This window comes from Streptococcus sp. SS4, assembly GCF_030440125.1.
GTDB lineage: Bacteria > Bacillota > Bacilli > Lactobacillales > Streptococcaceae > Streptococcus.
This window is the reverse complement of the sequence record NZ_JAQFJM010000012.1, coordinates 1-23,724: the sequence shown is the minus strand read 5'-3', so window position 1 is coordinate 23,724 and position 23,724 is coordinate 1. Positions and strand designations below refer to the sequence as shown.

Annotated in this window: 25 protein-coding genes, 1 tRNA gene and 1 pseudogene; 23 read left to right on the top strand and 4 right to left on the bottom strand. The window is 39.2% G+C overall.

Going from position 1 to position 23,724, the window contains the following annotated elements; genetic code table 11:
* The first annotated feature begins 66 nt into the window (after window positions 1-66).
* The 10 genes from PCY16_RS10240 to PCY16_RS10195 all read left to right on the top strand — a co-directional run bounded on the left by PCY16_RS10240 (window position 67) and on the right by PCY16_RS10195 (window position 8,164).
* Complete coding sequence (locus PCY16_RS10240; RefSeq protein ID WP_155164676.1) at window positions 67-1,728, top strand: ribonuclease J; 1,662 nt, start codon at window positions 67-69, stop codon at window positions 1,726-1,728.
* A 134-nt stretch (window positions 1,729-1,862) separates the two neighbouring features.
* A complete protein-coding gene (locus tag PCY16_RS10235) occupies window positions 1,863-2,645 on the top strand; it encodes an alpha/beta hydrolase family protein (RefSeq protein WP_021146944.1) in 783 nt (260 codons plus the stop codon).
* Window positions 2,646-2,764: 119 nt separating this feature from the next.
* On the top strand, window positions 2,765-3,484 hold the full coding sequence (locus tag PCY16_RS10230; protein WP_014633224.1) for a matrixin family metalloprotease: 720 nt from the start codon (window positions 2,765-2,767) through the stop codon (window positions 3,482-3,484).
* 12 nt (window positions 3,485-3,496) lie between these two features.
* Window positions 3,497-3,868 carry a hypothetical protein gene (locus tag PCY16_RS10225; protein ID WP_021144289.1) on the top strand — a complete coding sequence of 124 codons (372 nt, stop codon included), beginning with the start codon at window positions 3,497-3,499 and terminating at the stop codon, window positions 3,866-3,868.
* A gap of 85 nt (window positions 3,869-3,953) precedes the next feature.
* Window positions 3,954-4,397 (top strand): flavodoxin, encoded by a 444-nt coding sequence (locus PCY16_RS10220; protein WP_002883520.1) that lies wholly within the window; start codon window positions 3,954-3,956, stop codon window positions 4,395-4,397.
* A 52-nt stretch (window positions 4,398-4,449) separates the two neighbouring features.
* Window positions 4,450-5,985, top strand: a complete 1,536-nt coding sequence (locus PCY16_RS10215; protein WP_175057556.1) for a ClC family H(+)/Cl(-) exchange transporter — start codon at window positions 4,450-4,452, stop codon at window positions 5,983-5,985.
* Between the two features lie 73 nt (window positions 5,986-6,058).
* On the top strand, window positions 6,059-6,331 hold the full coding sequence (locus PCY16_RS10210) for a chorismate mutase (RefSeq protein ID WP_021145512.1): 273 nt from the start codon (window positions 6,059-6,061) through the stop codon (window positions 6,329-6,331).
* Between the two features lie 9 nt (window positions 6,332-6,340).
* Window positions 6,341-7,567 (top strand): voltage-gated chloride channel family protein, encoded by a 1,227-nt coding sequence (locus tag PCY16_RS10205; protein ID WP_195414185.1) that lies wholly within the window; start codon window positions 6,341-6,343, stop codon window positions 7,565-7,567.
* A 127-nt stretch (window positions 7,568-7,694) separates the two neighbouring features.
* A complete protein-coding gene (rplS, locus tag PCY16_RS10200; protein ID WP_002883489.1) occupies window positions 7,695-8,042 on the top strand; it encodes a 50S ribosomal protein L19 in 348 nt (115 codons plus the stop codon).
* Between the two features lie 50 nt (window positions 8,043-8,092).
* Window positions 8,093-8,164 (top strand) — tRNA-Arg (locus PCY16_RS10195).
* 173 nt (window positions 8,165-8,337) lie between these two features.
* Here the strand turns inward: PCY16_RS10195 and PCY16_RS10190 are convergent.
* Both PCY16_RS10190 and PCY16_RS10185 read right to left on the bottom strand, forming a co-directional pair.
* The gene (locus PCY16_RS10190; RefSeq protein WP_070577313.1) at window positions 8,338-8,862 is read right to left on the bottom strand and encodes a hypothetical protein; all 525 of its coding nucleotides are present in this window, start codon (window positions 8,860-8,862) and stop codon (window positions 8,338-8,340) included.
* Window positions 8,863-8,934: 72 nt separating this feature from the next.
* Window positions 8,935-9,111, bottom strand: coding sequence for a DUF3042 family protein (locus tag PCY16_RS10185; RefSeq protein ID WP_002883513.1), 177 nt, complete (start codon window positions 9,109-9,111; stop codon window positions 8,935-8,937).
* 75 nt (window positions 9,112-9,186) lie between these two features.
* On the opposite strand from PCY16_RS10185, the gene miaA reads away from it, so the two are divergent.
* From miaA to PCY16_RS10165, 4 genes are all read left to right on the top strand, one after another.
* Complete coding sequence (gene miaA, locus PCY16_RS10180; protein ID WP_195414184.1) at window positions 9,187-10,098, top strand: tRNA (adenosine(37)-N6)-dimethylallyltransferase MiaA; 912 nt, start codon at window positions 9,187-9,189, stop codon at window positions 10,096-10,098.
* Between the two features lie 33 nt (window positions 10,099-10,131).
* Window positions 10,132-10,632: a GAF domain-containing protein gene (locus PCY16_RS10175; protein WP_301354554.1), complete on the top strand. Its 501-nt coding sequence runs from the start codon at window positions 10,132-10,134 to the stop codon at window positions 10,630-10,632.
* The gene (gene dnaX / locus PCY16_RS10170) at window positions 10,632-12,284 is read left to right on the top strand and encodes a DNA polymerase III subunit gamma/tau (protein WP_070577309.1); all 1,653 of its coding nucleotides are present in this window, start codon (window positions 10,632-10,634) and stop codon (window positions 12,282-12,284) included. Before PCY16_RS10175 ends, dnaX begins: the two co-directional genes overlap by 1 nt.
* 312 nt (window positions 12,285-12,596) lie before the next feature.
* The gene (locus tag PCY16_RS10165; protein WP_002883500.1) at window positions 12,597-12,782 is read left to right on the top strand and encodes a DUF3272 family protein; all 186 of its coding nucleotides are present in this window, start codon (window positions 12,597-12,599) and stop codon (window positions 12,780-12,782) included.
* Here the strand turns inward: PCY16_RS10165 and birA are convergent.
* Window positions 12,769-13,707, bottom strand: a complete 939-nt coding sequence (gene birA / locus PCY16_RS10160; RefSeq protein ID WP_195414183.1) for a bifunctional biotin--[acetyl-CoA-carboxylase] ligase/biotin operon repressor BirA — start codon at window positions 13,705-13,707, stop codon at window positions 12,769-12,771. The two genes, PCY16_RS10165 and birA, sit on opposite strands and share 14 nt — an antisense overlap.
* Window positions 13,708-13,986: 279 nt before the next feature.
* On the opposite strand from birA, the gene metK reads away from it, so the two are divergent.
* The 9 genes from metK to PCY16_RS10115 all read left to right on the top strand — a co-directional run bounded on the left by metK (window position 13,987) and on the right by PCY16_RS10115 (window position 23,526).
* Window positions 13,987-15,180, top strand: coding sequence for a methionine adenosyltransferase (gene metK / locus PCY16_RS10155; RefSeq protein WP_195414182.1), 1,194 nt, complete (start codon window positions 13,987-13,989; stop codon window positions 15,178-15,180).
* Window positions 15,181-16,054: 874 nt separating this feature from the next.
* The gene (wecB, locus tag PCY16_RS10150; protein WP_060972114.1) at window positions 16,055-17,206 is read left to right on the top strand and encodes a non-hydrolyzing UDP-N-acetylglucosamine 2-epimerase; all 1,152 of its coding nucleotides are present in this window, start codon (window positions 16,055-16,057) and stop codon (window positions 17,204-17,206) included.
* 2 nt (window positions 17,207-17,208) lie between these two features.
* Window positions 17,209-17,982, top strand: coding sequence for a hypothetical protein (locus PCY16_RS10145; RefSeq protein ID WP_301354553.1), 774 nt, complete (start codon window positions 17,209-17,211; stop codon window positions 17,980-17,982).
* Between the two features lie 142 nt (window positions 17,983-18,124).
* Window positions 18,125-19,435 (top strand): glycosyltransferase, encoded by a 1,311-nt coding sequence (locus tag PCY16_RS10140; protein WP_004182618.1) that lies wholly within the window; start codon window positions 18,125-18,127, stop codon window positions 19,433-19,435.
* Between the two features lie 8 nt (window positions 19,436-19,443).
* Window positions 19,444-20,547 (top strand): glycosyl hydrolase family 8, encoded by a 1,104-nt coding sequence (locus PCY16_RS10135; protein ID WP_004182617.1) that lies wholly within the window; start codon window positions 19,444-19,446, stop codon window positions 20,545-20,547.
* Window positions 20,548-20,817: 270 nt separating this feature from the next.
* On the top strand, window positions 20,818-21,054 hold the full coding sequence (locus tag PCY16_RS10130; protein WP_004182616.1) for a DUF1146 family protein: 237 nt from the start codon (window positions 20,818-20,820) through the stop codon (window positions 21,052-21,054).
* Window positions 21,055-21,121: 67 nt separating this feature from the next.
* Complete coding sequence (gene murA / locus PCY16_RS10125; RefSeq protein ID WP_064525319.1) at window positions 21,122-22,393, top strand: UDP-N-acetylglucosamine 1-carboxyvinyltransferase; 1,272 nt, start codon at window positions 21,122-21,124, stop codon at window positions 22,391-22,393.
* Window position 22,394: 1 nt separating this feature from the next.
* Window positions 22,395-22,583, top strand: a complete 189-nt coding sequence (locus PCY16_RS10120; RefSeq protein ID WP_195414132.1) for a DNA-directed RNA polymerase subunit beta — start codon at window positions 22,395-22,397, stop codon at window positions 22,581-22,583.
* 61 nt (window positions 22,584-22,644) lie between these two features.
* Window positions 22,645-23,526: a DNA/RNA non-specific endonuclease gene (locus tag PCY16_RS10115; protein ID WP_195414131.1), complete on the top strand. Its 882-nt coding sequence runs from the start codon at window positions 22,645-22,647 to the stop codon at window positions 23,524-23,526.
* Between the two features lie 73 nt (window positions 23,527-23,599).
* Here PCY16_RS10115 and PCY16_RS10110 read toward each other — a convergent pair.
* Window positions 23,600-23,724: pseudogene (locus tag PCY16_RS10110) on the bottom strand (amino acid ABC transporter permease); the annotation flags it as partial.

Genomic DNA, 23,724 nt, shown 5'->3' with positions numbered 1-23,724 from the left:
GCTTCTTGGACCGTCTGTAAAAATAGGCTCTAGAAGAGAGTCAAACTAAAAAGGAGAAAAACAAGCATGAGCGATATTAAAATTATTGCCCTAGGTGGAGTACGTGAAAATGCTAAGAACCTCTATATTGTTGAGATTAACGACTCTATCTTTATCTTGGATGCTGGTCTAAAGTATCCTGAAAATGAACAACTAGGTGTTGACTTTGTCATTCCTAACTTAGATTACTTGATTGAAAATAGAGATCGTATCCAAGGGATTTTCTTGACTCACGGACATGCTGATGCCATTGGTGCCCTACCTTATATCTTGCAAGACGTCAAAGTACCAGTCTTTGGGTCATCACTTACTATTGAGTTGGCTAAGCTTTTTGTAAAAAATGCTGGCGTTAAGAAATTCAATAACTTCCATGTTATTGATGCAGAAACTGAAATTGAATTTGAAGATGCTGAAGTTTCATTCTTCAAAACAACGCACTCTATTCCAGAATCAATGGGGATTGTTCTTGGCACTGACCAAGGTAATATTGTCTATACTGGTGACTTCAAGTTTGACCAAGCTGCCCGTCCTTACTACAAAACTGATTTAGGTCGTTTGGCTGAAATTGGACGTGAAGGTGTTTTGGCCCTCTTGTCAGACTCAGCAAATGCGACAAGTACTGAACAAACAGCTTCGGAAGCAGAAGTTGGTCAAGAAATTGACCAAGTCATTGCCGATGCAGAAGGACGTGTTATTGTTGCTGCAGTTGCCTCAAACTTGGTACGTATTCAACAAGTCTTCGATTCAGCTGCTGATCACGGACGTCGCGTTGTTCTTACTGGTTTTGACGTTGAAAATATTGTTCGCACAGCCATCCGTCTCAAAAAATTGACTGTGGAGCATGAAAAACTTATTGTCAAACCAAAAGACATGAACAAGTTTGAAGACCACGAGTTGATTATCCTCGAAAATGGTCGTATGGGTGAACCAATCGATGGCCTTCAAAAGATGGCTGTTGGTCGTCACCGTTACGTTCAAATCAAGGATGGAGATTTGGTTTATATCGTTACAACTCCAAGCATTGCTAAGGAAGCCGTAGTGGCACGTGTCAACAACGCTATCTATAAAGCTGGTGGAACTGTTAAGATGATTACGCAGAGCCTTCGTGTTTCTGGACATGCCAATGCTCGCGAACTTCAATTGATGATTAACCTCCTTCGTCCACAGTATCTCTTCCCTGTCCAAGGGGAGTACCGTGACCTTCAAGCACATGCAGAGTTAGCCTTGGAAGTTGGTATTCTTCCAGAAAATATTTATATCGTTAAACGCGGTGACATCATGCACTTGTCAGAGGATCAAGGTTTCCTTCATGAAGGAGCTGTCCCAGCTGGTGATGTTATGATTGATGGTAATGCCATTGGTGATGTGGGTAATATCGTCCTTCGTGACCGTAAGGTCTTGTCTGAAGATGGTATCTTTATCGTAGCTATCACTGTTAACAAGAAGGAACGTAAGATTGTCTCTAAAGCGCGTGTGAATACACGTGGGTTCGTTTATGTGAAGAAGAGCCGTGATATTCTCCGTGAGGCTGCTGACATTGTTAATGCTACCGTTGAAAATTACTTGGCAGGAGACAGCTTCGACTGGGGTGAACTTAAAGGTGCTGTCCGAGACGATGTGGCTAAGTTCCTCTTCGACCAAACCAAACGTCGCCCAGCTATCCTTCCAGTTGTCATGGAAGTCCGCTAATAACTGACTAAAACATAAGAGTGTGAGCGTGTCGCTTGCACCATAGACATTGAGGAAAGTTTTAACAAGACTTTGTTCTAAAATCAAAAGCTGGGGGTGTCCCAGCTTTTCTAACATTAAGAAAGGAAAAACAAATGGCTTTTTTTCAAATTGAATACTCATCAGATGTTCTAGGACAATACCGCCAAGTGGATGTCATCTATCCAGATCGTGATCAGATTGCTGAAACGGAAAGTGATACGGACATCCCAGTTCTCTATCTCCTTCATGGCATGGGGGGCAATCATAATTCTTGGGCCTTCCGTACCAATATTCAGCGTCTCCTTCGTAAGACTAATCTCATTGTTATTATGCCTAATTCTGAAAATGGCTGGTATACAAATACCAATTACGGGGTTAAGTATTACGATGCCATTGCTAAGGAGCTTCCTCAAGTCATGCAACGTTTCTTCCCTAGTATGACTAAGAAGCGTGAAAAGACCTTTATCGCTGGACTTTCTATGGGTGGCTATGGTTCTTTCAAACTAGCCTTAACGACAAATAACTTTGCTTGTGCGGGTTCCTTCTCTGGTGCCCTTGGATTATCAGTAGAGATGATTACAGATGAAACGAGTGAGTCTAAGGAATACTGGCAAGGAGTCTTTGGCGATTTGGAAGGAAAAGACATTAAGCAGCATAAACTGGTTAACCTAGCCAAACAACATGATAAGAAAACCAAATTCTTTGCCTGGTGTGGCCTCGAGGATTTCCTTTTTGATTCTCAAGATAAGGCAGTTGCTGATTTGAAGGCCCTTGGTTTAGACATTGACTACAGCACAGACCATGGAAGACATGAGTGGTATTACTGGGAAAAACAACTAGAAGCCTACTTAGAATGGTTACCTATTGATTACGTTAAAGAAGAACGCTTGTCTTAATAGGTCAAGTTTGTAACATCTTATCAAAGAGATGATAAAAGCTTAAAGTGATATTTTTTGCTTGTCAGAACTATTAGAGCTTGATATACTAGGGGAAGTTTCGAAAAGGAGGCTCAATAATGAAAAAATTATTCAGAGTAATCTTCTATATTCCCAAACTTCTTTTACAATTTATTTGGAATCTTATTTGGGCTATATTTAAACTTGCCCTAGTCCTAGCCCTTATTGGTTATGGACTCGTCTACTATGCCAATAATTCTTCAAGTACCTTAGCCACAAACATTAACCAAGCCTTTCATCAAGTAGAGCTAGGTTTTAGTGGAACCAGTACTAGTGACGTTGAGAAAGTTGTCTCTAACCTATCAACGACAGATACCATTCCAGAGTCTAATGGAGCTAGATGGGCACAAAATACAGCTAGCATCTATATTCAGTCTACCGATGAAACCTTGGTAGCTGCTTATAAGGAGGCTATCACCAACTGGAATAACACGGGTGCTTTCATCTTTACTTTAACTGATGATGCCTCAACAGCTGACATTGTTGCGACTGACTATTCCGATGTGAATTCACAGGCAGCAGGTTTAGCAGACACTCAAACCAATGTTTTGACCAATCGCATCACTCATGTAGATGTGAAGTTGAACCGTTATTTCCTCTTGAATAGTGATTTTGGTTATACTCACAAGCGTATTGTGAATACGGCTGAACACGAATTGGGACATGCCATTGGCTTAGACCATGATGACTCTAAGACATCCGTTATGCAATCAGCAGGATCTTATTACGGGATTCAACAGGTGGATATTGATACGGTCCATGCTCTTTATGCTAATTAAGGAGGGGCTGTCATGCGCTATTTGAAACGCCTTGCTAGACGTTACCCCATGCAAACCTTCCTTTTTCTTTTCAATGCTGGGGTCTTTACTTGGTTGCAAACAACAGGAACCATGATTGCCAATCGTTTGGGCCTATCAGGTGAAGGTATTTGGATTTATATTCCCAATTGGGTAAAAATGCTGACCAGCCATTCTATTGAGAGTATTCAAACCCTATACGGGGCCTCTGGTTGGAGTTGGCTAATCACCTCTATGCTTCTTACTTGGCTCTTGACTTTTCTGAGAGGTCTCATGAGAGCAGTGATTCTCATTCTGATAGTTGGTCTTGGCTTATGGCTAGTTTATCGACACTTTGAACTCTTACAAAATCTAAAACTGTCCTGATGGGCAGTTTTTTTGAGTTGTTAGGTCATTTATTTTCTGAAGAAATATGATATAATATAGCTAATTTATTATTTTGGAGGACATTATGGCTTTAGCAAAAATCGTTTATGCCAGTATGACCGGTAACACGGAAGAAATCGCAGATATCGTTGCCAAAAAATTGGAAGAATTGGGTCACACTGTAGATGTAGACGAGTGTACAACGGTTGATGCCGCTGATTTTGAAGATGCGGACATCTGTATCGTAGCGACTTACACTTATGGTGATGGTGAGTTGCCAGATGAAATCGTTGACTTTTACGAAGATTTGGCTGACCTCGACTTGTCAGGTAAAATCTTTGGTGTTGTAGGTTCAGGAGATACCTTCTACGATTATTTCTGTCATTCAGTGGATGAGTTTGAAAATCAATTCACATTCACAGGGGCGACTAAGGGTGCTGATAGCGTCAAGGTTGACCTTTCTGCTGAAGATGAAGATATCGAAAACCTTGAAGCTTTCGCTGAAAAAGTTTCAGAAGCATTAGCATAAGAAAAAAGCAGAGTAAAGTCTGCTTTTATTGTAGTCAAAAATGGAGTTTTTTATGAATGAAATAGAAAGAGATTTTAGGACGCAATCTCAACATCTCCTTTGGTCCGTTTGGCGAGGGCTCTTAGTGGGGGTGACAGCAGGAGCAGTGGTCAGTCTTTTTCGTTGGTTAATTGCCAAAGGGGCCGCATTTTCTGTAGCTATTTACGAAGACGCCCTTCATAATCCACTTCTGATTCTGGGAATTGTACTTGTTAATCTCTTGATTGCCCTTTTTATTGGTTACCTTATTAAGCAGGAAAAAGACATCAAGGGCTCAGGGATTCCCCATGTTGAAGGGGAACTGATGGGGCTCCTACATCCGTCCTGGTGGTCAGTATTATGGCGTAAATTCCTAGGTGGAGTCCTTGGGATTTCAATGGGACTGATGTTAGGACGTGAGGGACCTAGTATTCAACTAGGTGCCATGACTGCTAAGGGATTAGCCAAGGGACTTAAGCTCTCTGCACGTGAGAAGCGTGTCTTGATTGCTGCTGGAGCAGCAGCAGGGTTATCGGCTGCCTTTAATGCCCCGATTGCTGGTCTTTTGTTTGTCGTCGAAGAAGTCTATCATCATTTCTCTCGTCATGTTTGGGTGACAGCTTTAACGGCATCCTTAGTAGCCAATGCTGTTTCCCTACGCATCTTTGGTCAGGTACCGGTCCTTGCTATGACAGAAAAATTACCCGTATTTCCTTTGAAAGATTATTGGATTCTTATTGTTTTGGGGATTTTTCTAGGTGTTCTTGGATACGGTTATGAGTGGGTTGTCTTACGTATTGGTAAGGTCTACCAAGGGTTAGGGAAAATCTTTCACTTGCCATCTCATTTTCATGGCCTTTTGGCAGTTCTGTTTATCATTCCTATTGGTCTTTATTTCCCACATCTTTTAGGTGGTGGGAATGAATTGATTCTTGCTTTAAATGGTTTACATCCTGCTCTAACTGTGGCTATCCTCTATTTGGCTATTCGCTTTATTTGGAGTATGTTGTCCTTTGGTTCAGGTTTTCCTGGTGGGATTTTCTTGCCGATTTTGACTCTAGGTGCTCTTTCTGGTAGCGTATTTGCGGCAGCTTTTGAAAATCTAGGATTCTTACAAGTCAGTCAGTTCCCTATTTTTATCATTCTTGGTATGGCTGGTTATTTCGGTGCGGTATCTAAGGCACCGCTCACTGCTATGATTTTAGTGACTGAGATGGTGGGTGACCTTCACCAATTGATGACAATTGGAGTTGTGACCCTGATTGCCTATCTTGTCATGGATTTCATGGGAGGAGAACCCGTCTATGAAGCCATGCTTCACAATCTGATTGCCCACGAACCAAAACAAGTTGATAATATACCGACGATGATTGATTTACCAGTTACAGAGAGTTTAGCTGGTCGCTTGGTTAAGGATTTAACCTTACCTGACGGGGTTTTGATTTCCACTCAGATTTTTCAAGACCAGTCTGAGGTTGTTCGTGGAGACACACGTCTAAAAGCAGGAGCAACCTTATATTTGGTTGTTAATGAAAGTAATATCAGTCAGGTAAGAAAACTCTTTTTATAAGCAATTCAATGGCTTGAGGCTCTTTTGTCCTCAGGTCATTTTTGTTATAATGAAGAGAAAAAAGGAGGTCAGTATGGACTTAAATGAGATTCGCCAACAGATTGACACAGTTGATAATGAGATTGTGGCCTTGTTGGAAGAACGTATGAAATTAGTAACTCGAGTTAGTGCTTTTAAACAGCGCACTGGAAAGGCGATCTATGATCCTGAGCGTGAGCAAGCCTTGCTAGATAAAGTAGCAGCGAGTGTCGCAAATCCAGAGTACCAAGAGCCTATCGTAGCTAGCTTTGCAGATATTATGAAACATTCACGCACTTATCAAGCAGGCAAGATTGAAGGAAAGTAGGTTATTAAGATGAAAGTTAGACAATTAAGTGAGAGTCAAGGTCTCTCATACTCCAATTTAGTGATTTTAAGTCTCTATGCTGTCTTTCTAGGAGTGATAGTTGGGCTGATTGATGCTATTTTTGGGCGCGTGCTTATAGGACTCTCGGAATACCGTGACCAGCATATCTTTTATCTGGTCCCAGCACTTCCTTTAGCAGGCCTTTTGATAGTTTACCTTTACCAAAAGCTTGCTGGCAAGGCAGCACAGGGAATGGGATTGATTTTCAAGGTAGGACATAATGAGGAGGATCAAGTCCCCCTAAGGTTAATTCCACTTGTGACTGTGACCACATGGCTGACCCACCTATTCGGGGGATCTGCAGGTCGTGAGGGAGTGGCTGTTCAGCTCGGAGCCACAGTTTCCCATGCTTTTAGTCGCTACTTTAAGCTCCCTAATGCTTCACGCATTTTCTTAACCATGGGGATGGCAGCTGGGTTTGGAGGGCTCTTCCAAACACCAATCGCCGCGACCTTCTTTGCTCTTGAAGTCTTGACCTTAGGACAGTTAAGCCTGCCAATCTTAGTACCGACTCTTATTGCATCTTTTGTGGCTAGTACAACAAGCCATCTCTTAGGTCTTGAAAAATTTAGCCACTTTGTATCCGAAAGTTTGACTATTGACCTTGAGACGTTTATGAAATTAGCTCTTTTAGGTCTGGCCTTTGGTCTAGTAGGAAATCTCTTTGCTTATCTCTTGTCACTAGCTAAAAAGAAAGTAGCAAGTCTGCTCCCAAATCCTTATTATCGTGTTCTATTAGGAAGTGTCGTCTTAACCTGTCTTCTTTTGATTTTGTGGAAGGGACGCTATACAGGTCTTGGAACGAATTTGATTGCTTTAAGTGTTGGTGGTGGTACCATTTATCCATTGGATTGGCTCTTGAAATTGCTCCTTACCGTCTTTACCTTATCTCTTGGTTTCCAAGGAGGGGAAGTAACTCCTTTGTTTGCCATCGGAGCAAGTCTTGGTGCTGTTTTAGCACCAGTTCTAGGCCTTCCAATTCCACTTGTAGCAGGTCTAGGCTATCTGTCTGTCTTTGGTAGCAGTACCAATACCCTTTTAGCGCCTATTTTCATTGGCGTTGAAGTCTTTGGTCCCGCTAATGCACTCCCTTATGCGATTGTCATGGCTTTTGCTTATCTCATCAATCATAAGACGAGCATTTATGGGCAACAAAAAATGCTAGAAATGCAATAATATACTAGACATCCTGATAATTTTTTGATAAGATACTAAGAGTGTGTAATGGACACACAAAAATAACGGCTAATCCGCTGAGACACAGAGGTTGCTCTTAAGATTAGTAAGATAGGAGTATATAAAAATGAATCCATTGATCCAAAGTTTGACAGAAGGTCAACTTCGTACTGACATCCCATCATTCCGTCCTGGTGACACTGTTCGCGTTCACGCGAAAGTTGTCGAAGGAACTCGCGAACGTATCCAGATCTTTGAAGGTGTAGTTATTTCACGCAAAGGTCAAGGGATCTCAGAAATGTACACAGTTCGTAAAATTTCAAGCGGTATCGGTGTAGAACGTACTTTCCCAATCCACACTCCACGTGTTGAAAAGATTGAAGTTGTACGCTACGGTAAAGTCCGCCGTGCTAAACTTTACTACTTGCGTGCTTTGCAAGGTAAAGCTGCACGTATCAAAGAAATCCGTAAATAATTTACAGATTTCACATAAAAAATCTGTCCTCGTGGCAGATTTTTTCATAAGTCCTCTTAGTTAAATGGATATAACAACTCCCTCCTAAGGAGTCGTTGCTGGTTCGATTCCGGCAGGGGACATTTTTAAGCCTTTAACCAAGCGGTTTTAAGCTATTCTGCCCCAAATTTAAGCTAAATCTATTTGACGCCTATTGAACTATAGGTGTTTTTTTATAAGAAAAACCCTAGTCAGGATTAGTCCTAACTAGGGTTTAAAATAGAATACTGGTGATGATTAGTATTTTGTTATCTCATTAATTGGAATTGGCAGTTGTATCTGTACTTGATGAAGCTTGTGGGTACTCGTAAGGATTGTTATCAACGTCGTCAACCCACTCATTGCTCTGATCAGTTGAGCTTGCACGATTGCTTCCTCCACCAGCACCTGCGACGAAGGCTGCATCGTGACCACCACCGCCTCCTCCGTTTGTGGCATAGGAGCCATCTTCTGGTCCGCCCCAACCTCGTCCACCTTCAGCAGGCTTGGACTTTTCTTGATTTCCATCTTGGTGGGATGTTTGGTTGTTTTGTTTTTGATTTGGTGCTTGAACAGAAGGGGATGCTTGATCTTTTTTTTTATCTTCTTTTGAAGTAGTAGTTGAAGATTTGGTCTTCTCTTTTTTATGAGATGAACTACTTTTTGATGAAAGGGTGTGAGAGATGTGATGCGTTTTTGCTACGGGCTTTACAGGTTCTTTTAAATGTTTTGATAAAAAACCAAAGAGAAAGAAGAAAGCTAGCAAAGAGAAGGTAATGATATTATATTTTTTTCTTTTCAAATTGGCTCCGTTCTTAGTCATAGATGAAGAGTAAAAATACAGTAAAAAACCAGGTTTCCCTGGTCATTAGTTTTAGCGGCTTACACGACGGCGAGCTGCTTTTTTACGGTTTTCTTCGATGAAAGCCAATTTCTTTTCTTCTGGTTCGATAATGGTTTTCTTAACTGCGAAGACAGCACCTGCTACAGTAGCAGCAGTTCCGATAACGCCAGTAGCGACACCTTTAGCGAATGAATGTTTTTTAGCCATGAGACTATCCTCCGTATATGTTATAATATGCTTATATTATCTAAAAAAATATCTAGAATAGCAAGTGAAAACATTATGAAAACCAAACTTATTGTAGTGGCTGGACCTACTGCTGTGGGAAAAACGGCGCTTGGGATTAAATTGGCCCAGCGCTTTAATGGAGAAATTATTTCAGGAGATAGCCAGCAGGTTTACCGACAATTGAATATAGGAACCGCAAAGGCCACTCCTGAAGAGCAGGCTGCAGCAGTGCATCATCTGATTGATGTTCGCGATGTTGATGAGTCTTATTCAGCCTATGATTTTGTAACAGAGGCTGAGGCTACCATTACTGATATTGTTAGTCGTGGCAAGTTGCCTATTATAGTAGGAGGAACAGGTCTCTATTTACAAAGCCTTATAGAAGGGTATCATCTAGGGGGACAGGTAGACCAGAAACAGGTTTTATCCTATCGCTCAGAATTAGAGCAATTATCTGATCAGGAACTTTTTGACAAAATCGATGACCTGGGTATTGAGATTAAGGAGATTAACCGACGTCGTGCCACTAGAGCACTTGAACTTCATCGTTTTTCGGAGAATCTTGAAAATACTGAGACGACTTATGAGCCCTTTCTTATCGGATTAGATGATGAACGCTCCTTGATTTATGACCGTATCAATACACGAGTGGACAAGATGGTTGAACTTGGACTCTTGGACGAGGCTAAGTGGCTTTATGATAATTATCCTGACGCCCAGTCAGCTCGTGGTATAGGCTACAAGGAGTTGTTTCCTTATTTTGCTGGGAATCAGACCTTGGACGAAGCCTTGGAAAAACTTAAGCAAAATACGCGTCGTTTTGCTAAACGTCAATTAACCTGGTTCAGAAATCGGATGACTGTTAAGTTTTATCAGATTTCTAGTCCAGAATATCCTGAAAATGTTATTCATGATCTTGAATTATTTTTAAATGAAAGGGAAGGAGAAAAGGTAGGTCAATCTTAGTTTTAAGGACCTATCTTTGATATAATGGTAGTTATGACTAACGAAGAAAAAAAATTAGCCTATGAAATAATGCTAGCTCAGGCTAAGGCACTTTTTGCCAATGAAGACAATGCTCTGGCCAACTTTTCTAATGCCTCGGCACTCTTGAATACAACTCTACCAAATTCTGTGTTCACAGGCTTCTACCTGATGGATAATGTAAATAATGAGTTAATCCTTGGCCCTTTTCAAGGCAATGTTTCTTGTGTTCGAATTGCCCTAGGTAAGGGTGTTTGTGGCCAGTCTGCAGCAGAAAATAGAACCTTAATTGTCGAAGATGTTACCAAACACGCTAATTACATCGCTTGTGATTCCGCTGCTCGAAGTGAAATTGTTGTACCAATGGTTAAAGATGGCAAATTAGTTGGTGTTCTCGATTTGGATTCTCACCAAGTAGGAGACTATAACGACGTAGACCAAGATTATCTTGAAGCATTTGTCAAAATTCTACTCGAGAAAACCGAGCTTACATTTGGAATGTTTGAGGTAAACTAATGTATCAAGCCTTATATCGTAAATACCGTAGTCAGACATTTGGCGAAATGGTTGGTCAAAAAGTGATTTCAACCACGCTAAGACAGGCGGTAGAGTCAGGGAAAATCAGCCATGCTTATCTCTTTTCTGGGCCGCGTGGTACCGGTAAAACTAGTGCGGCGAAAATCTTTGCCAAGGCTATGAACTGTCCTAATCAAGTTGATGGGGAGCCATGTAATCACTGTGATATTTGTCGCGATATTACAAACGGTAGTCTCGAAGATGTTATAGAGATTGATGCGGCATCCAATAATGGTGTTGATGAGATTCGTGAAATTCGTGACAAATCGACCTATGCCCCAAGTCGTGCTACTTACAAGGTCTATATTATTGACGAAGTTCACATGCTTTCGACAGGTGCTTTCAATGCTCTTTTGAAAACTTTGGAAGAACCAACTGAAAATGTGGTCTTTATCCTAGCGACCACTGAATTACATAAGATTCCAGCAACTATCCTTTCTCGTGTCCAACGCTTTGAGTTTAAATCGATCAAACAGGGAGCTATTAAAGAGCACTTGGCTTCAATTCTGGAAAAAGAAGGATTAACCTTTGATGATGAGGCTTTGACCATTATTGCTCGTCGTGCGGAAGGTGGTATGCGTGATGCGTTGTCAATCTTAGACCAAGCACTGAGTCTGTCTCCTGATAATCATGTCAGCCAAGCCGTAGCTGAAGAAATCACTGGTTCTATTGGTTTGACAGCCTTGGATAGTTTCGTCGCTAACGTTCGCAATCAAGATACTACGCAAGCTTTATCAAATCTCGAAACCCTCTTTGATAATGGTAAGTCTATGAGTCGTTTTGCGACTGATCTCTTGGAGTATTTCCGTGATCTTTTGATTGTCAAAGCGGGTGGAGAGAACAGTCACCATAGTCCCCTTTTTGAAGAAAATCTTTCTCTAGAGCAAGACCGACTTTTCCAATTGATTGACTTGGTTACAAGTGCCTTGCCAGAAATTAAAACTGGAACACATCCTAAAATCTATGCGGAGATGCTGACTATAAAATTGTCAGAAACCCATAGTCAGATGTCACAAGAAATTCCAGGAAATTTACAAGAAGAGTTAGATAGTCTTCGTCGCGAGGTTGAAGGTCTTCGTAAAGCTCTTAAAGAGGGCAAAATCCAAGGAGAAGGAGTACCAACTCGAAAAGCCAAACCTGCTTATCAGTACAAGGTGGATCGTGAAAAGATTCTCACTATTATGCGTGAAACCATGGAAAATCCGCAGAAATCACGCCAGTGTCTAGATGCTCTAAAGGCAACTTGGTCTGAAATCTTGGATTCTATTAGTCCACAAAATAGGGCACTTTTGAATGGCTCCGAGCCTGTATTAGCCAATCAGGAAAATGCTATCCTGGCATTTAATGCTGCCTTTAATGCTGAACAGGTCATGAAACGTAGTGATCTTAATGATATGTTCGGAAATATCATGAGTTCAGCTGCCGGTTTCTCACCTAATATTATGGCTGTTCCTAAAGCAGAATTTGAAAAACTCCGTACAGAATTTGCACGAAGCCTCAAATCCAAGGAAGAATTAGATAAAGAAGATCGTGAAGAATATATCCCTCAAGAACTCGAATTTCTCTCTGATGTTGTAGAAATAGAGGACTAAAAAGGTCCAGTGGACCTTTTTAGGTCCGAGCCTAGAAATAGAAAAGCGAGGAAGGTCCAGTGGACCTTTTTAGGTCCGAGCCTAGAAATAGAAAAGCGAGGAAGTTCCGGTGGACCTTTTTAGGTCCGAGCCCAGAAATGAAAAAGCGAGGAAGTTCCAGTGGACCTTTTTAGGTCCGAGCCTAGAAATAGAGAAGCGAGGAGATTCAGTGTAATTTGATAGATTTCTGAATCTGATGAAGGTTTATCCTTGTAAAAATGAAAAGAGCCTAGACTGCTTGTCCTAGGCTCTATCTATTGATATAATAATCTTATGATTCAACAAATTTTGTTTATTACGCTTGAAACTATTTTTGAAACGGTTTGTTTTAATTACAGTTTACAGCACGGCTATTACTTTTTTACAGCCTTTTTTGGTTATTTATTGTTTCGTCGTCTTTGGACAACCTATGTTGTTTCACGCATTGCGCGTGCAGCCGACAAGTCTACCAAGAAGTAAGGCTCACTTCGCCAGCGGTCAGCCATTTTTCCTGACCATCATCAGTAAGAACGAGAAGTTGGCCCTTGTCGCCAATTTCTTTAGCAACACCAGTATAATTCTTTCCAGCTTGTTCAAAGGTCACTTGTTTGTCTAAAACGAGAGACTTTTCTTTATAGACTTTAACTAAATCACTAGTTGGAATGGTTAAAAAGAGCTTCCAAATTTCTGAAATAAGCTGGTTTCGAGTGATGCTTGGTTTTTCAGAAGTAAAAAGGCTAGTAGCTTTATTGTCTAACTCTTTAGGAAAATCACTGATTGAGAAGTTAAGCCCAACCCCGATAATGACATCTGTGATGCGACCAGATTCGATAGAACTAATGGCTTCGGTAAGGATACCAGCCATTTTTTTGTTGTTGAGATAAATGTCATTAACCCATTTGATTTCTGTATTGATACCAGTTAGACGCTGGATAGCTTTGACAATAGCTGCTGCTGCCATCATGGTATAAGGTGGTAAGTCGGCAAAATAACAGTTTGGCTTTAAGTGGATACTCATGTAGATACCACCTTGTGAACTGGCAAAGAAGTGACGATCAAATCGTCCTTTGGCCGCTTTTTGACTTGGTGACAGATAAAGTGCGGGCGTCGGATTATTCTTTTCCATGCCATGTTTAGCATCAAGTTGGGTAGAGTTAGAATCTGGATTAAAGTAGACTGGAATGTTGAGTTGTTTAGAAATGTCTTGAGGAAGAAGAATATCTCCCTTTTCTAAATAGTAGCCTTTCTTCCGTACACTTGTAATGTCAATTCCTTGTTCTTGTAGTGTTTGGATTGCCTTCCAAATGGCTGTCCGTGAGACTCCAAGGCTTTTAGCCAAACTCTCTCCCGTCACAAAGTCAGGACTCTTCGATAAGATGTCATAAACGTGTTCATAAGTTTTCATATCCTAAGTATAATACAAAAGATGGTAAAATGCTCACTATAAATTATTGATAAGGCTTGATAATAAATAACTATATGACTAGACTGAAAAAACATGATATAATGGACGGTAGTTATTAAGTCCCGATAAGGCAACAGTCATCCTAGGGTTGGCTGTTGGTTCTTTGTAACTTTTTAACGGCGTCTAGCTCTATTAGGAGTATAGCGTTTTACCTATTAGGAGACGGTCAAATCTGTTCTATCTAATATTATTTTTCATATTAAAAGGGGGACATTTTATATGTCAGAACGTAAACTTTTCACGTCTGAATCTGTATCTGAGGGGCATCCAGATAAAATTGCAGACCAAATTTCAGATGCCATTCTTGATGCGATTTTAGCAGAAGATCCAGATGCACACGTTGCAGCAGAAACAGCTGTCTACACTGGTTCTGTCCACGTTTTCGGTGAAGTTTCTACAACAGCTTATGTGGACATTAACCGTGTGGTTCGTGATACTATCGCTGAAATTGGTTATAACAATGCAGAATATGGCTTTGCAGCAGAATCTGTTGGGGTTCACCCATCATTGATCGAACAATCTCCAGATATTGCTCAAGGAGTCAATGAATCACTTGAAGTTCGTGGAACTGGTGACCAAGACCCACTTGATCTTATCGGAGCTGGTGACCAAGGTTTGATGTTTGGTTTTGCTATTGATGAAACTCCAGAGTTTATGCCACTTCCAGTTAGCCTTTCACATAAATTGGTTAAAAAATTGGCAGATTTGCGTAAATCTGGTGAGATTTCATACCTTCGTCCGGATGCTAAATCTCAGGTTACTGTTGAGTATGATGAGAATGACCAACCAGTACGTGTTGATACAGTCGTTATCTCAACGCAACACGATCCTGAAGCAACTAACGATCAAATTCGTCAAGACGTCATTGAAAAAGTCATTAAAGCAGTTATTCCAGCCGAATACTTGGATGACGAGACAAAATTCTTTATCAACCCAACAGGTCGTTTTGTTATTGGAGGACCTCAAGGGGACTCTGGTTTGACTGGTCGTAAGATCATTGTTGATACTTATGGTGGCTACTCACGACACGGTGGTGGGGCCTTCTCAGGTAAGGATGCCACTAAGGTTGACCGTTCAGCTTCATATGCGGCTCGTTACATTGCTAAAAACATCGTAGCTGCTGGTCTTGCTAAGAAAGCAGAAGTACAATTGGCTTATGCTATCGGTGTTGCTAACCCTGTGTCAGTCCGTGTTGATACCTTCGGAACTGCTAAAGTTGCTGAAAGCAAACTTGAAGCTGCTGTCCGTGATCTCTTTGACTTGCGTCCTGCAGGTATCATTCAAATGCTTGATCTTAAACGTCCTATTTACCGTCAAACAGCGGCCTATGGTCACATGGGACGTACTGACATCGATCTTCCATGGGAAAAATTGGATAAGGTTGAAGCGTTGAAAGAAGCCGTCAATCATTAAGAAATAGAATTAGAAATAAAAAATCAGAATTTTAATAGGAATTCTGATTTTTTTATGTGCAAAGCCATTTAAATACAAAAGCCTGTTTAATTATTATTTATTAAAATATAGATAAATATCATTTGATTAGTATTTGTTAAGTAGGAACGTTTAATTCAAACGACTTCATTATAATGGTTGTCACATACATTAAAATAATAAAAAATTGAAAAAAGGTTGTAAAATAAAAATAACATGCTATAATTATAGTGTCTATATGAATAGGGAACATGGGTAGTAGTAACTCGAAGCCAACCTGTTTGTAACATTTTAACTCTTTTGGGGAGAGTTGAATGATTGCTTGTTGGTACTTGGTACTTGGTGCTATGTGATATGGTATTGGGATAGCTTTATCATACCGATGTTTTGATTTGTAAGATAGGGATAGAGCGTAAGTAAAGGGGACGCTCTTTAAAATGGGGAGAAGTTTTTATGAAATATATGTAAATTAGCAATACTGCTGGATTCAAAAACACTTTTATTAGCAAAGCGTTTTTTCTCCTGCAGTTTTTTTTTTTATTTATTAAATAGTGTATTTTTAAATTCGAGGGAGAAGACTAAATAGCTCAAAACCATTGATATCCTTGGGTGATATGAGTTGACTTTTGTCTTAACTTCTTGAATTTTATACGTAATGATAGTCTTTTTATTGAGACCTTTTTCTTTATCTACTTTACATCATTTCGAAATATGACCAATAAGCCAGGGCATTCCCTTTAATGCTTTTGGAGGAAGAGTATCTCATCTTCCTTATTATTGGGGATAATAAAGTGATAATGTAGAGTGTTATTTGTCAATATTATATTGATTTCGTATAGGTCATAGGGGGGATCTTATGGGAAAATTAAATATTATGGTTGTCTTTGGGACAAGACCAGAGGCAATTAAGATGGCGCCATTAATTCTTGAGTTGAAAAAACATCAAGAAACCATTAATACTATTACAGTAGTCACAGCTCAACACCGTCAAATGCTTGACCAAGTTTTGGAGACTTTTGAGATAGTTCCTGATTATGATTTGGATATCATGGGAAAAAACCAATCACTTCAGGAAATTACTTCTAAAATTTTGGCTAATTTTGATCCAGTTGTTAAGAAGGAACAACCTGATTTGGTTTTGGTTCATGGTGATACAACAACAACATTTGCTGCTGGCTTGGTTGCATTTTACAATAAAGTAAGTATCGGTCACGTTGAAGCTGGGCTTAGAACTTATGATAAATATTCACCATATCCAGAGGAAATGAATCGTCAGATGACTGACAGCCTTTCTGATTTGTATTTTGCACCTACTCAAGAAAGTAAAGCAAACTTATTGTCGGAAAATCATAAAAAAGAGGCAATTTATGTCACTGGTAACACAGCGATTGATGCCTTAAAACTTACAGTTAAAGATAATTATTATCATGAAGTTCTCGATAAAATCGATGAGAATAAAAAAATTATCTTAGTAACAATGCACCGAAGAGAGAATCAAGGTGAGCCAATGCGTCGAGTATTTAAAACTCTTCGTCATATGGTAGATGAGCATTCTGAAATTGAAGTGGTTTACCCTGTTCATTTGAGCCCTTCTGTACAAGCTGTAGCAAAAGAAATTTTAGGTGATCATGATAGAATTCATCTTATCGCACCTTTAGATGTCTTTGATTTTCATAATTTAGCTTCTAGAAGTTACTTTATTATGTCGGATTCTGGTGGTGTTCAAGAAGAAGCTCCATCACTTGGAAAACCTGTTTTAGTATTACGAGATACAACAGAGCGTCCAGAAGGTGTTAAAGCAGGAACATTGAAACTTGTCGGAACTGATCCAGACAAGGTGAAAGAAGCAATGACTTCACTTTTAACTGAAGAAGCTCTTTATAAAGAAATGTCTGAAGCTCCTAATCCTTATGGTGATGGTAAAGCATCTGAGAGAATTGTTCAAGCGATTAAAGTGTACTTTAATTTGGAAGATTCTGTATCAGAGTTTCACGAAGGAGGAAATTGAGTGTGAAAAGAGATAAAAAAATCTGGTATTGGATTTTATGTTTGATTTTCTTTGAAGCATTACTATTTCTCTACTGTAATCAAGTCAATCCTAATTTATTCATGTTTGAAGTTTTCTTTCTGATTTTAGGTATTGCTGCAGTATGTTTCTTAACAGAGATTCTGATTACTTGGCTAATCATTTTAAGTTTTGCTTTAAGTATCTTTGTATTGGTTAGTGGTGTTGTCTATCTTCCACTGAATGATACATTAGTTCTTATATTCAGTTTTCCTTTGTTAATGGGGATACTTTCAAAGATTAAGTATTACTTCTATAAATTTATTTCATCTGTTCAGATTGAAGAAGTCAAGGCTAGTAACGCTTATCGTGATTTATTAGAGGATAAAAAACCTGTTCAAGCACTTTTGATACATTGGTCTCATGAAGAACAATTCTTTGAATTGAGTCCTCGTGAATATAACCATTTGCTTACTAGTATCTATCATCAGATTTCAGATAAGCTGGATCGCTTTGAGCAAGTCTTTTATGTTTCTGAGGGGAGCTACTTAATCCTCTCAAAAAATGAATCTAGAAACTTAGAAAAGATTTATAAAACTAGTCTTGAAGAACATCTAAAAGAAATGACATTCACTAGGGGAAGTAGTTATCAAGGTATTCAATTTCAATCAGGTTTTCTTGTCATTGATAAAAAGAATTCCAAAAAATTTGATAACTATAGTGAATTAATGAGTAATTTAAACCGTCAGTTAGAAACGGATATTATTGTTGAGTATTAGGGGGAAGTTATGACTATCACAAACTTGTTTTTTGTATTTGCTTTATGTATTAGCCTTATTTTTGCGATTGCTTTCATTGTTTTGTTTACTGTTTATACAGTAATATATGAACGTGTTTCTCATAATTTCAAGGCGGTGAAACATGGTTAGTCAGTTTTTAATGATTTTCACCCTAATATCCATCTGGATTTCCTTAATTTGGGGTGTTGTTATTCTGGTATCAGCTGTTCATTTTTGGTTGAAACATAGTGATTTTAAGGTTGATAAGGAGGAACTTCCTTATTATCCTAAGGTTACGATTGTAGTTCCAGCCCATAATGAAGATGTTGTTATCTCTCAAACGGCTAAAGCTATCTTGAATATGAATTATCCTCATGACAAGGTAGAGCTACTTTTGTTTGCGGATAACTGTTCAGATAATACTTACCAAGAGTGTTTAGCTGTTCAAGCCTTGCCAGAGTATGCTGGACGTAATATTACCATTATTAATCGTAAAGGTACTGGTGGTAAAGCAGGTGTTCTGAACGATGCCCTTAAAATGGCTGATGGAGAATATATCTGTATTTATGATGCGGATGCCATGCCTGAAACTAATGCACTTTACTTCTTAGTTAAAGAAGTGATGAAGGATCCAGAACGAAGAGTGGCGTCCTTTGGCCGTAATAAAACAAGAAATGCAAAACAAAATTTCTTAACACGTTGTATCAATCAAGAGATTGTTGTCACGCAACGTGTTCACCACGTTGGAATGTGGCATTTATTTAAAATTGGTCGTATTCCAGGAACGAACTTCATTATTCAAACTGAATTCGTTAAAAGTATTGGTGGTTGGCGAAATGGTGCCTTGACCGAAGATACCGATATTTCCTTCAAGATTATGCAAAGTGGTAAATTAATTGCCCTGGCATATAATTCTGAAGCCTTCCAACAAGAACCTGAAACGCTTAAAAGTTATTATATGCAACGTAAGCGTTGGGCAAAAGGTAATTACGAAGTTGTTATCTCGAATTTTAAACATTTGTTCGGTAAAGGAAATTGGCGTGTAAAACTAGAAGTAGCGAATTACTCTTGTATTTTCTTCTGGTTTAATGGTGCAATTGTCTTATCTGATTTAATCTTCTTTGCTAATGTCTTAGCCATTGTTTTACATATCTTTTTCCCAACCGTGCAGATTCCGTTTGCCTTTGATGCAAGTAATATTTACATTGCTCAATTAATGTTGTTTAACTGGCTCTTGATGATTGGATTATATTTATTGCAAATCAATGTTGCCCTAGCTTCACAATTTGGACAAGCAACCAGCAAACAAATTTGGTTAGCGATTCTCTCTTATTTTAGTTACGCACAGTTATTCATTATTGTTTCTTTAGATTCGTTGTGGTCTATTATCATGGATAAAATTCTTCATCGTGAAGGAACAACATGGGTTAAAACTAAGCGTTTTGCAGAATAGGAGTATGTATGAAAACAAAATATTTTAAATATTTATGGTTTGTAGTTATCCTTGGCTTATTTGTTTTTTCAATGTTTACCATAAGAATGAAAACGAAAACTGATATTCAAGATAGAATTTATCAAAAATGGGAAAAACACTTCGTAGTCAAAAAAGGCAACGAAGCATATGTCAAAACTACTAATGACAAAGACAAAGATGTTGTTCTTTCCGAGTCACAAAGTTACGGAATGCTAATCACCGTGCGAGCAGCTAAGAAAGGTTTAGCTAATCAAAAAGATTTTGAAAGACTCTACAAGTATTATTTGTCACATCGTATTGAAGGCAATCAATTGATGTCTTGGGAACAAATTGTTCAAAAAAGTGCTAAAAATGTTGATGATCACAATGCAACTGACGGGGACCTTTATATTGCCTATGCCTTGATTGAAGCCTCAAAACAATGGCCAAGCCATAAAGATGAGTATCAAACACAGGCCAAGGCCCTCTTGCAGGATATTCTCAAGTATAACTATAATGAAAATATTGGAATTTTGACTGTTGGGAACTGGGCGAACAAAGATTCCAAATATTATAATCTTATGAGAACTTCAGATACTGTACCTAAGCAGTTCCAAGCTTTTTATGAAGTTACAAAAGATAAAAAATGGTTGGATATTAATAACAAGATGTTAAGTAGTCTTGAAACGATTAGTTCTAAAACTAAGACTGGATTAATTCCAGACTTTATCTGGGTGGATGAATCAGGGGCTCGTGTGGTTAAGCCTTACACCATCTCAAATCAGTTTGATTCAACGTATTCTTATAATGCTTGTCGTCTTCCATACAATCTTACTCAGAGTAACGATGAAAAGAGTCAGAAAGTCCTTAATAAGATGTTGGATTTCTTTATGACTCAGAAAAATGTCTTTTCAAATTACAATTTGTCTGGTAAGTTTTTAGACGACCACCAAGCTGCAAGTTTTAAAGCACCAATTGCTTTTGCGGCTGAGAAGGATCAAAAGTACTTGAAATTAGTTCAGCAGAATAAGATTGTCTTTATGCAGGATCTTCCTGTTAAGAATTATTATGATTCTGCGATTATTACTTTAGTAGCCATGGAATTCTTCTAAGTAATAGTTAACTAATGACTCAAAATCTTCCCTAAACCTGTTATTTGGAAACAGTAGCATTAGGGAAGATTTTTTCTTATGACTAATGATTGAAAATAAATTAAATTTCAATCTTGAATGAACACGGGGGAATCTCATTTTGAAAGGTTCTTAAGTTGGTTAACAATGGCTCTTAATGGTGGAAACTAATAAAGAAATCAAATGTAAAAAGTCGTATTTTTAATGATTCTTCTTATGTTTTATGTAAGTCTTCTATGATATAATAGTTTGATGACTATTTTAAATGATATGGTTCCTCTAGCGAGCCACTTGGTTTTTATTGGTTTAACTTATCAGATGGTGAATACGCTTTTTGATTGGGAAAAAATAACCAAGAATGTTATTGTTAACACTGGGAAATTGAGATTATTCTTGCTTTTTATTAGTATTGCCATTGGTTTTCTAGTAAGTTCATTCTTTATATATGTTTTAACGCTATGTCAATCGTTAGCAAGCTCAATATCTTAAATTAGTGAATTTAAAAGACTTTTGATATAATATAAAAAGATGAAATTGACCCTTGAAAGGAATCCTTATGGATAAAATTATTGTACAGGGTGGCAACACTCGATTAAGTGGTGAGGTTGTCATTGAAGGTGCTAAAAACGCTGTCCTACCCTTGTTGGCAGCGACTATCTTGGCCTCGGAAGGTCAAACAACCTTAACTAATGTTCCAATCTTGTCAGATGTTTACACGATGAATAATGTTGTTCGTGGTTTAGATATTGCTGTAGACTTTGACGAGGAAAACAATACCGTTGTCGTTGATGCTAGTGGAGAAATTCTCGATCAGGCGCCATATGAGTATGTGAGCAAGATGCGTGCGTCTATCGTAGTACTTGGACCAATTCTTGCCCGCAATGGCCACGCGAAGGTTTCAATGCCTGGTGGTTGTACGATTGGTAGCCGTCCGATTGACCTCCACCTCAAAGGTTTAGAAGCAATGGGTGCTAAAATTACCCAAGTTGGTGGTGACATCACTGCGACAGCAGAAAAACTAAAAGGTGCAACTATTTATATGGACTTTCCATCTGTCGGTGCCACTCAAAACCTTATGATGGCAGCCACTTTGGCTGATGGAGTTACAACCATTGAAAATGCTGCGCGTGAACCAGAAATCGTTGACTTGGCCCTTCTTCTTAACGAGATGGGAGCAGATGTCAAAGGTGCTGGAACTGAATCACTCGTGATTAAAGGTGTTAAAGCTCTCCATGGTACTAAACATGCAGTTGTTCAGGACCGTATTGAAGCAGGTACCTTTATGGTAGCAGCAGCCATGACTTCTGGTGATGTCCTTATCAAAGATGCTATTTGGGAACATAACCGTCCTTTGATTTCAAAATTATTGGAAATGGGTGTCTATGTTAAGGAAGAAGACGGCGGTATTCGTGTTAAATCTGATGTTTCACAATTGAAACCAGTAACCGTTAAAACTCTACCTCACCCAGGTTTCCCAACTGACATGCAAGCTCAATTTACAGCACTTATGGCAGTGGTAAACGGGGAATCAACCATGATTGAAACAGTCTTTGAGAATCGCTTCCAACACTTAGAAGAAATGCGTCGTATGGGACTTCATTCAGAAATCCTTCGTGATACGGCTATGATTCACGGTGGTTTGCCACTTCAAGGTGCTCAAGTTATGTCTACTGACCTTCGAGCTTCGGCAGCACTAATTCTTACAGGGATGGTGGCTGAAGGAACAACTACTGTTGGTAAGTTGACACACTTGGATCGTGGTTACTATCAATTCCATGAGAAACTAGCTAAACTAGGAGCAAATATTTCACGTGTAAGTGAGGCTTAGTATGGAAACTGGTAAAGGCTATGTTTTTCGTCAATTATTACTTGTTTTGAGTGTGTGTGTGATTGGCCTTGCTTTTCTAGCAATCGGATTGATGATTGGCTATGCTGTTTTAGGAGAGGGCAAGGATCCTATAAGCATCTTAAAACCAGAAACCTGGCAGGCAATTGTTGCTAAATTTACAGGAAATTAAAAGGGAGTGGGAAGTAATCCCGCTCCTTTAGTCATGACATTCATATAAAAGAAAGAGAACAATGGCAAAAAGAAAGACATCTTTAACAAATAAACAGAAACGTCAGCTAGTCTCGTTACTAATAGCGGTCTTGATTGCAGTTTTAGGTTACATTGGGACGAGCAATAAGTTATCGCCTAATAATCCAATCAAGCAGGTAGCCAGTCTAGTCTCGGGAAAATCCAATAACTCCGTCAAATCAAACGGCTCAACAAGTGGGAAGTCTACACCACAAGAGCAGCTCGCTGAGACGGTGATGACTAGCTCCGTCAAGAGTCAACTAGGAAACGCCATTGAATGGAATGGGGCAGGGGCTTATATTGTTAATGGTAATAAGACTAATCTAAATGCTAAGGTTTCTAGCCAACCCTATGCCAATAACCAAGTCAAAACGGTTCAAGGACAAACGGTTCCTACAGTTGCGAATGCCTTATTAAGTAAAGCAACCAGACAGTACAAAAATCGTCAAGAAACAGGGAATGGCTCAACCTCTTGGACACCTGCGGGATGGCATCAAGTTCACAATCTTTCAGGAGAGTATAACCATGCCGTAGATAGAGGTCATTTGTTGGGCTATGCACTTGTAGGTGGTCTCAAAGGATTTGATGCCTCGACTTCAAATCCAGAAAATATTGCCGTTCAAACTGCTTGGGCTAACCAAGCTAATAGCGAAAGTTCTACGGGACAAAACTATTATGAAAGCCTGGTACGAAAAGCTCAGGATAAAAACAAACGTGTCCGTTATCGCGTTACCCTTATTTATGAAGGGGATAACCTCATTCCATCAGGATCACATCTTGAAGCCAAGTCAGCTGATGGCTCACTTGAGTTCAATGTCTTTGTTCCAAATGTACAAGAAGGGATTACCCTAGATTATTATTCAGGAAAAGTAACGGTGAATTAAAGCAACGAACGACTCTGATTGGAGTCGTTTTTAGTATCCAGAAAAAAAAACCCACCCTCAGGTGAGTTTTTTTTTATTCACTAGCTTGCTCCCATTGTTTAGAGAGGTAGCGAGAGTAGCTAGAGATGGCAAAGTTGACCACGAAATAGGCTAAAGCCACGATACCGTATAAGGTAAAGATTTGGCTTGGTTCGTAGT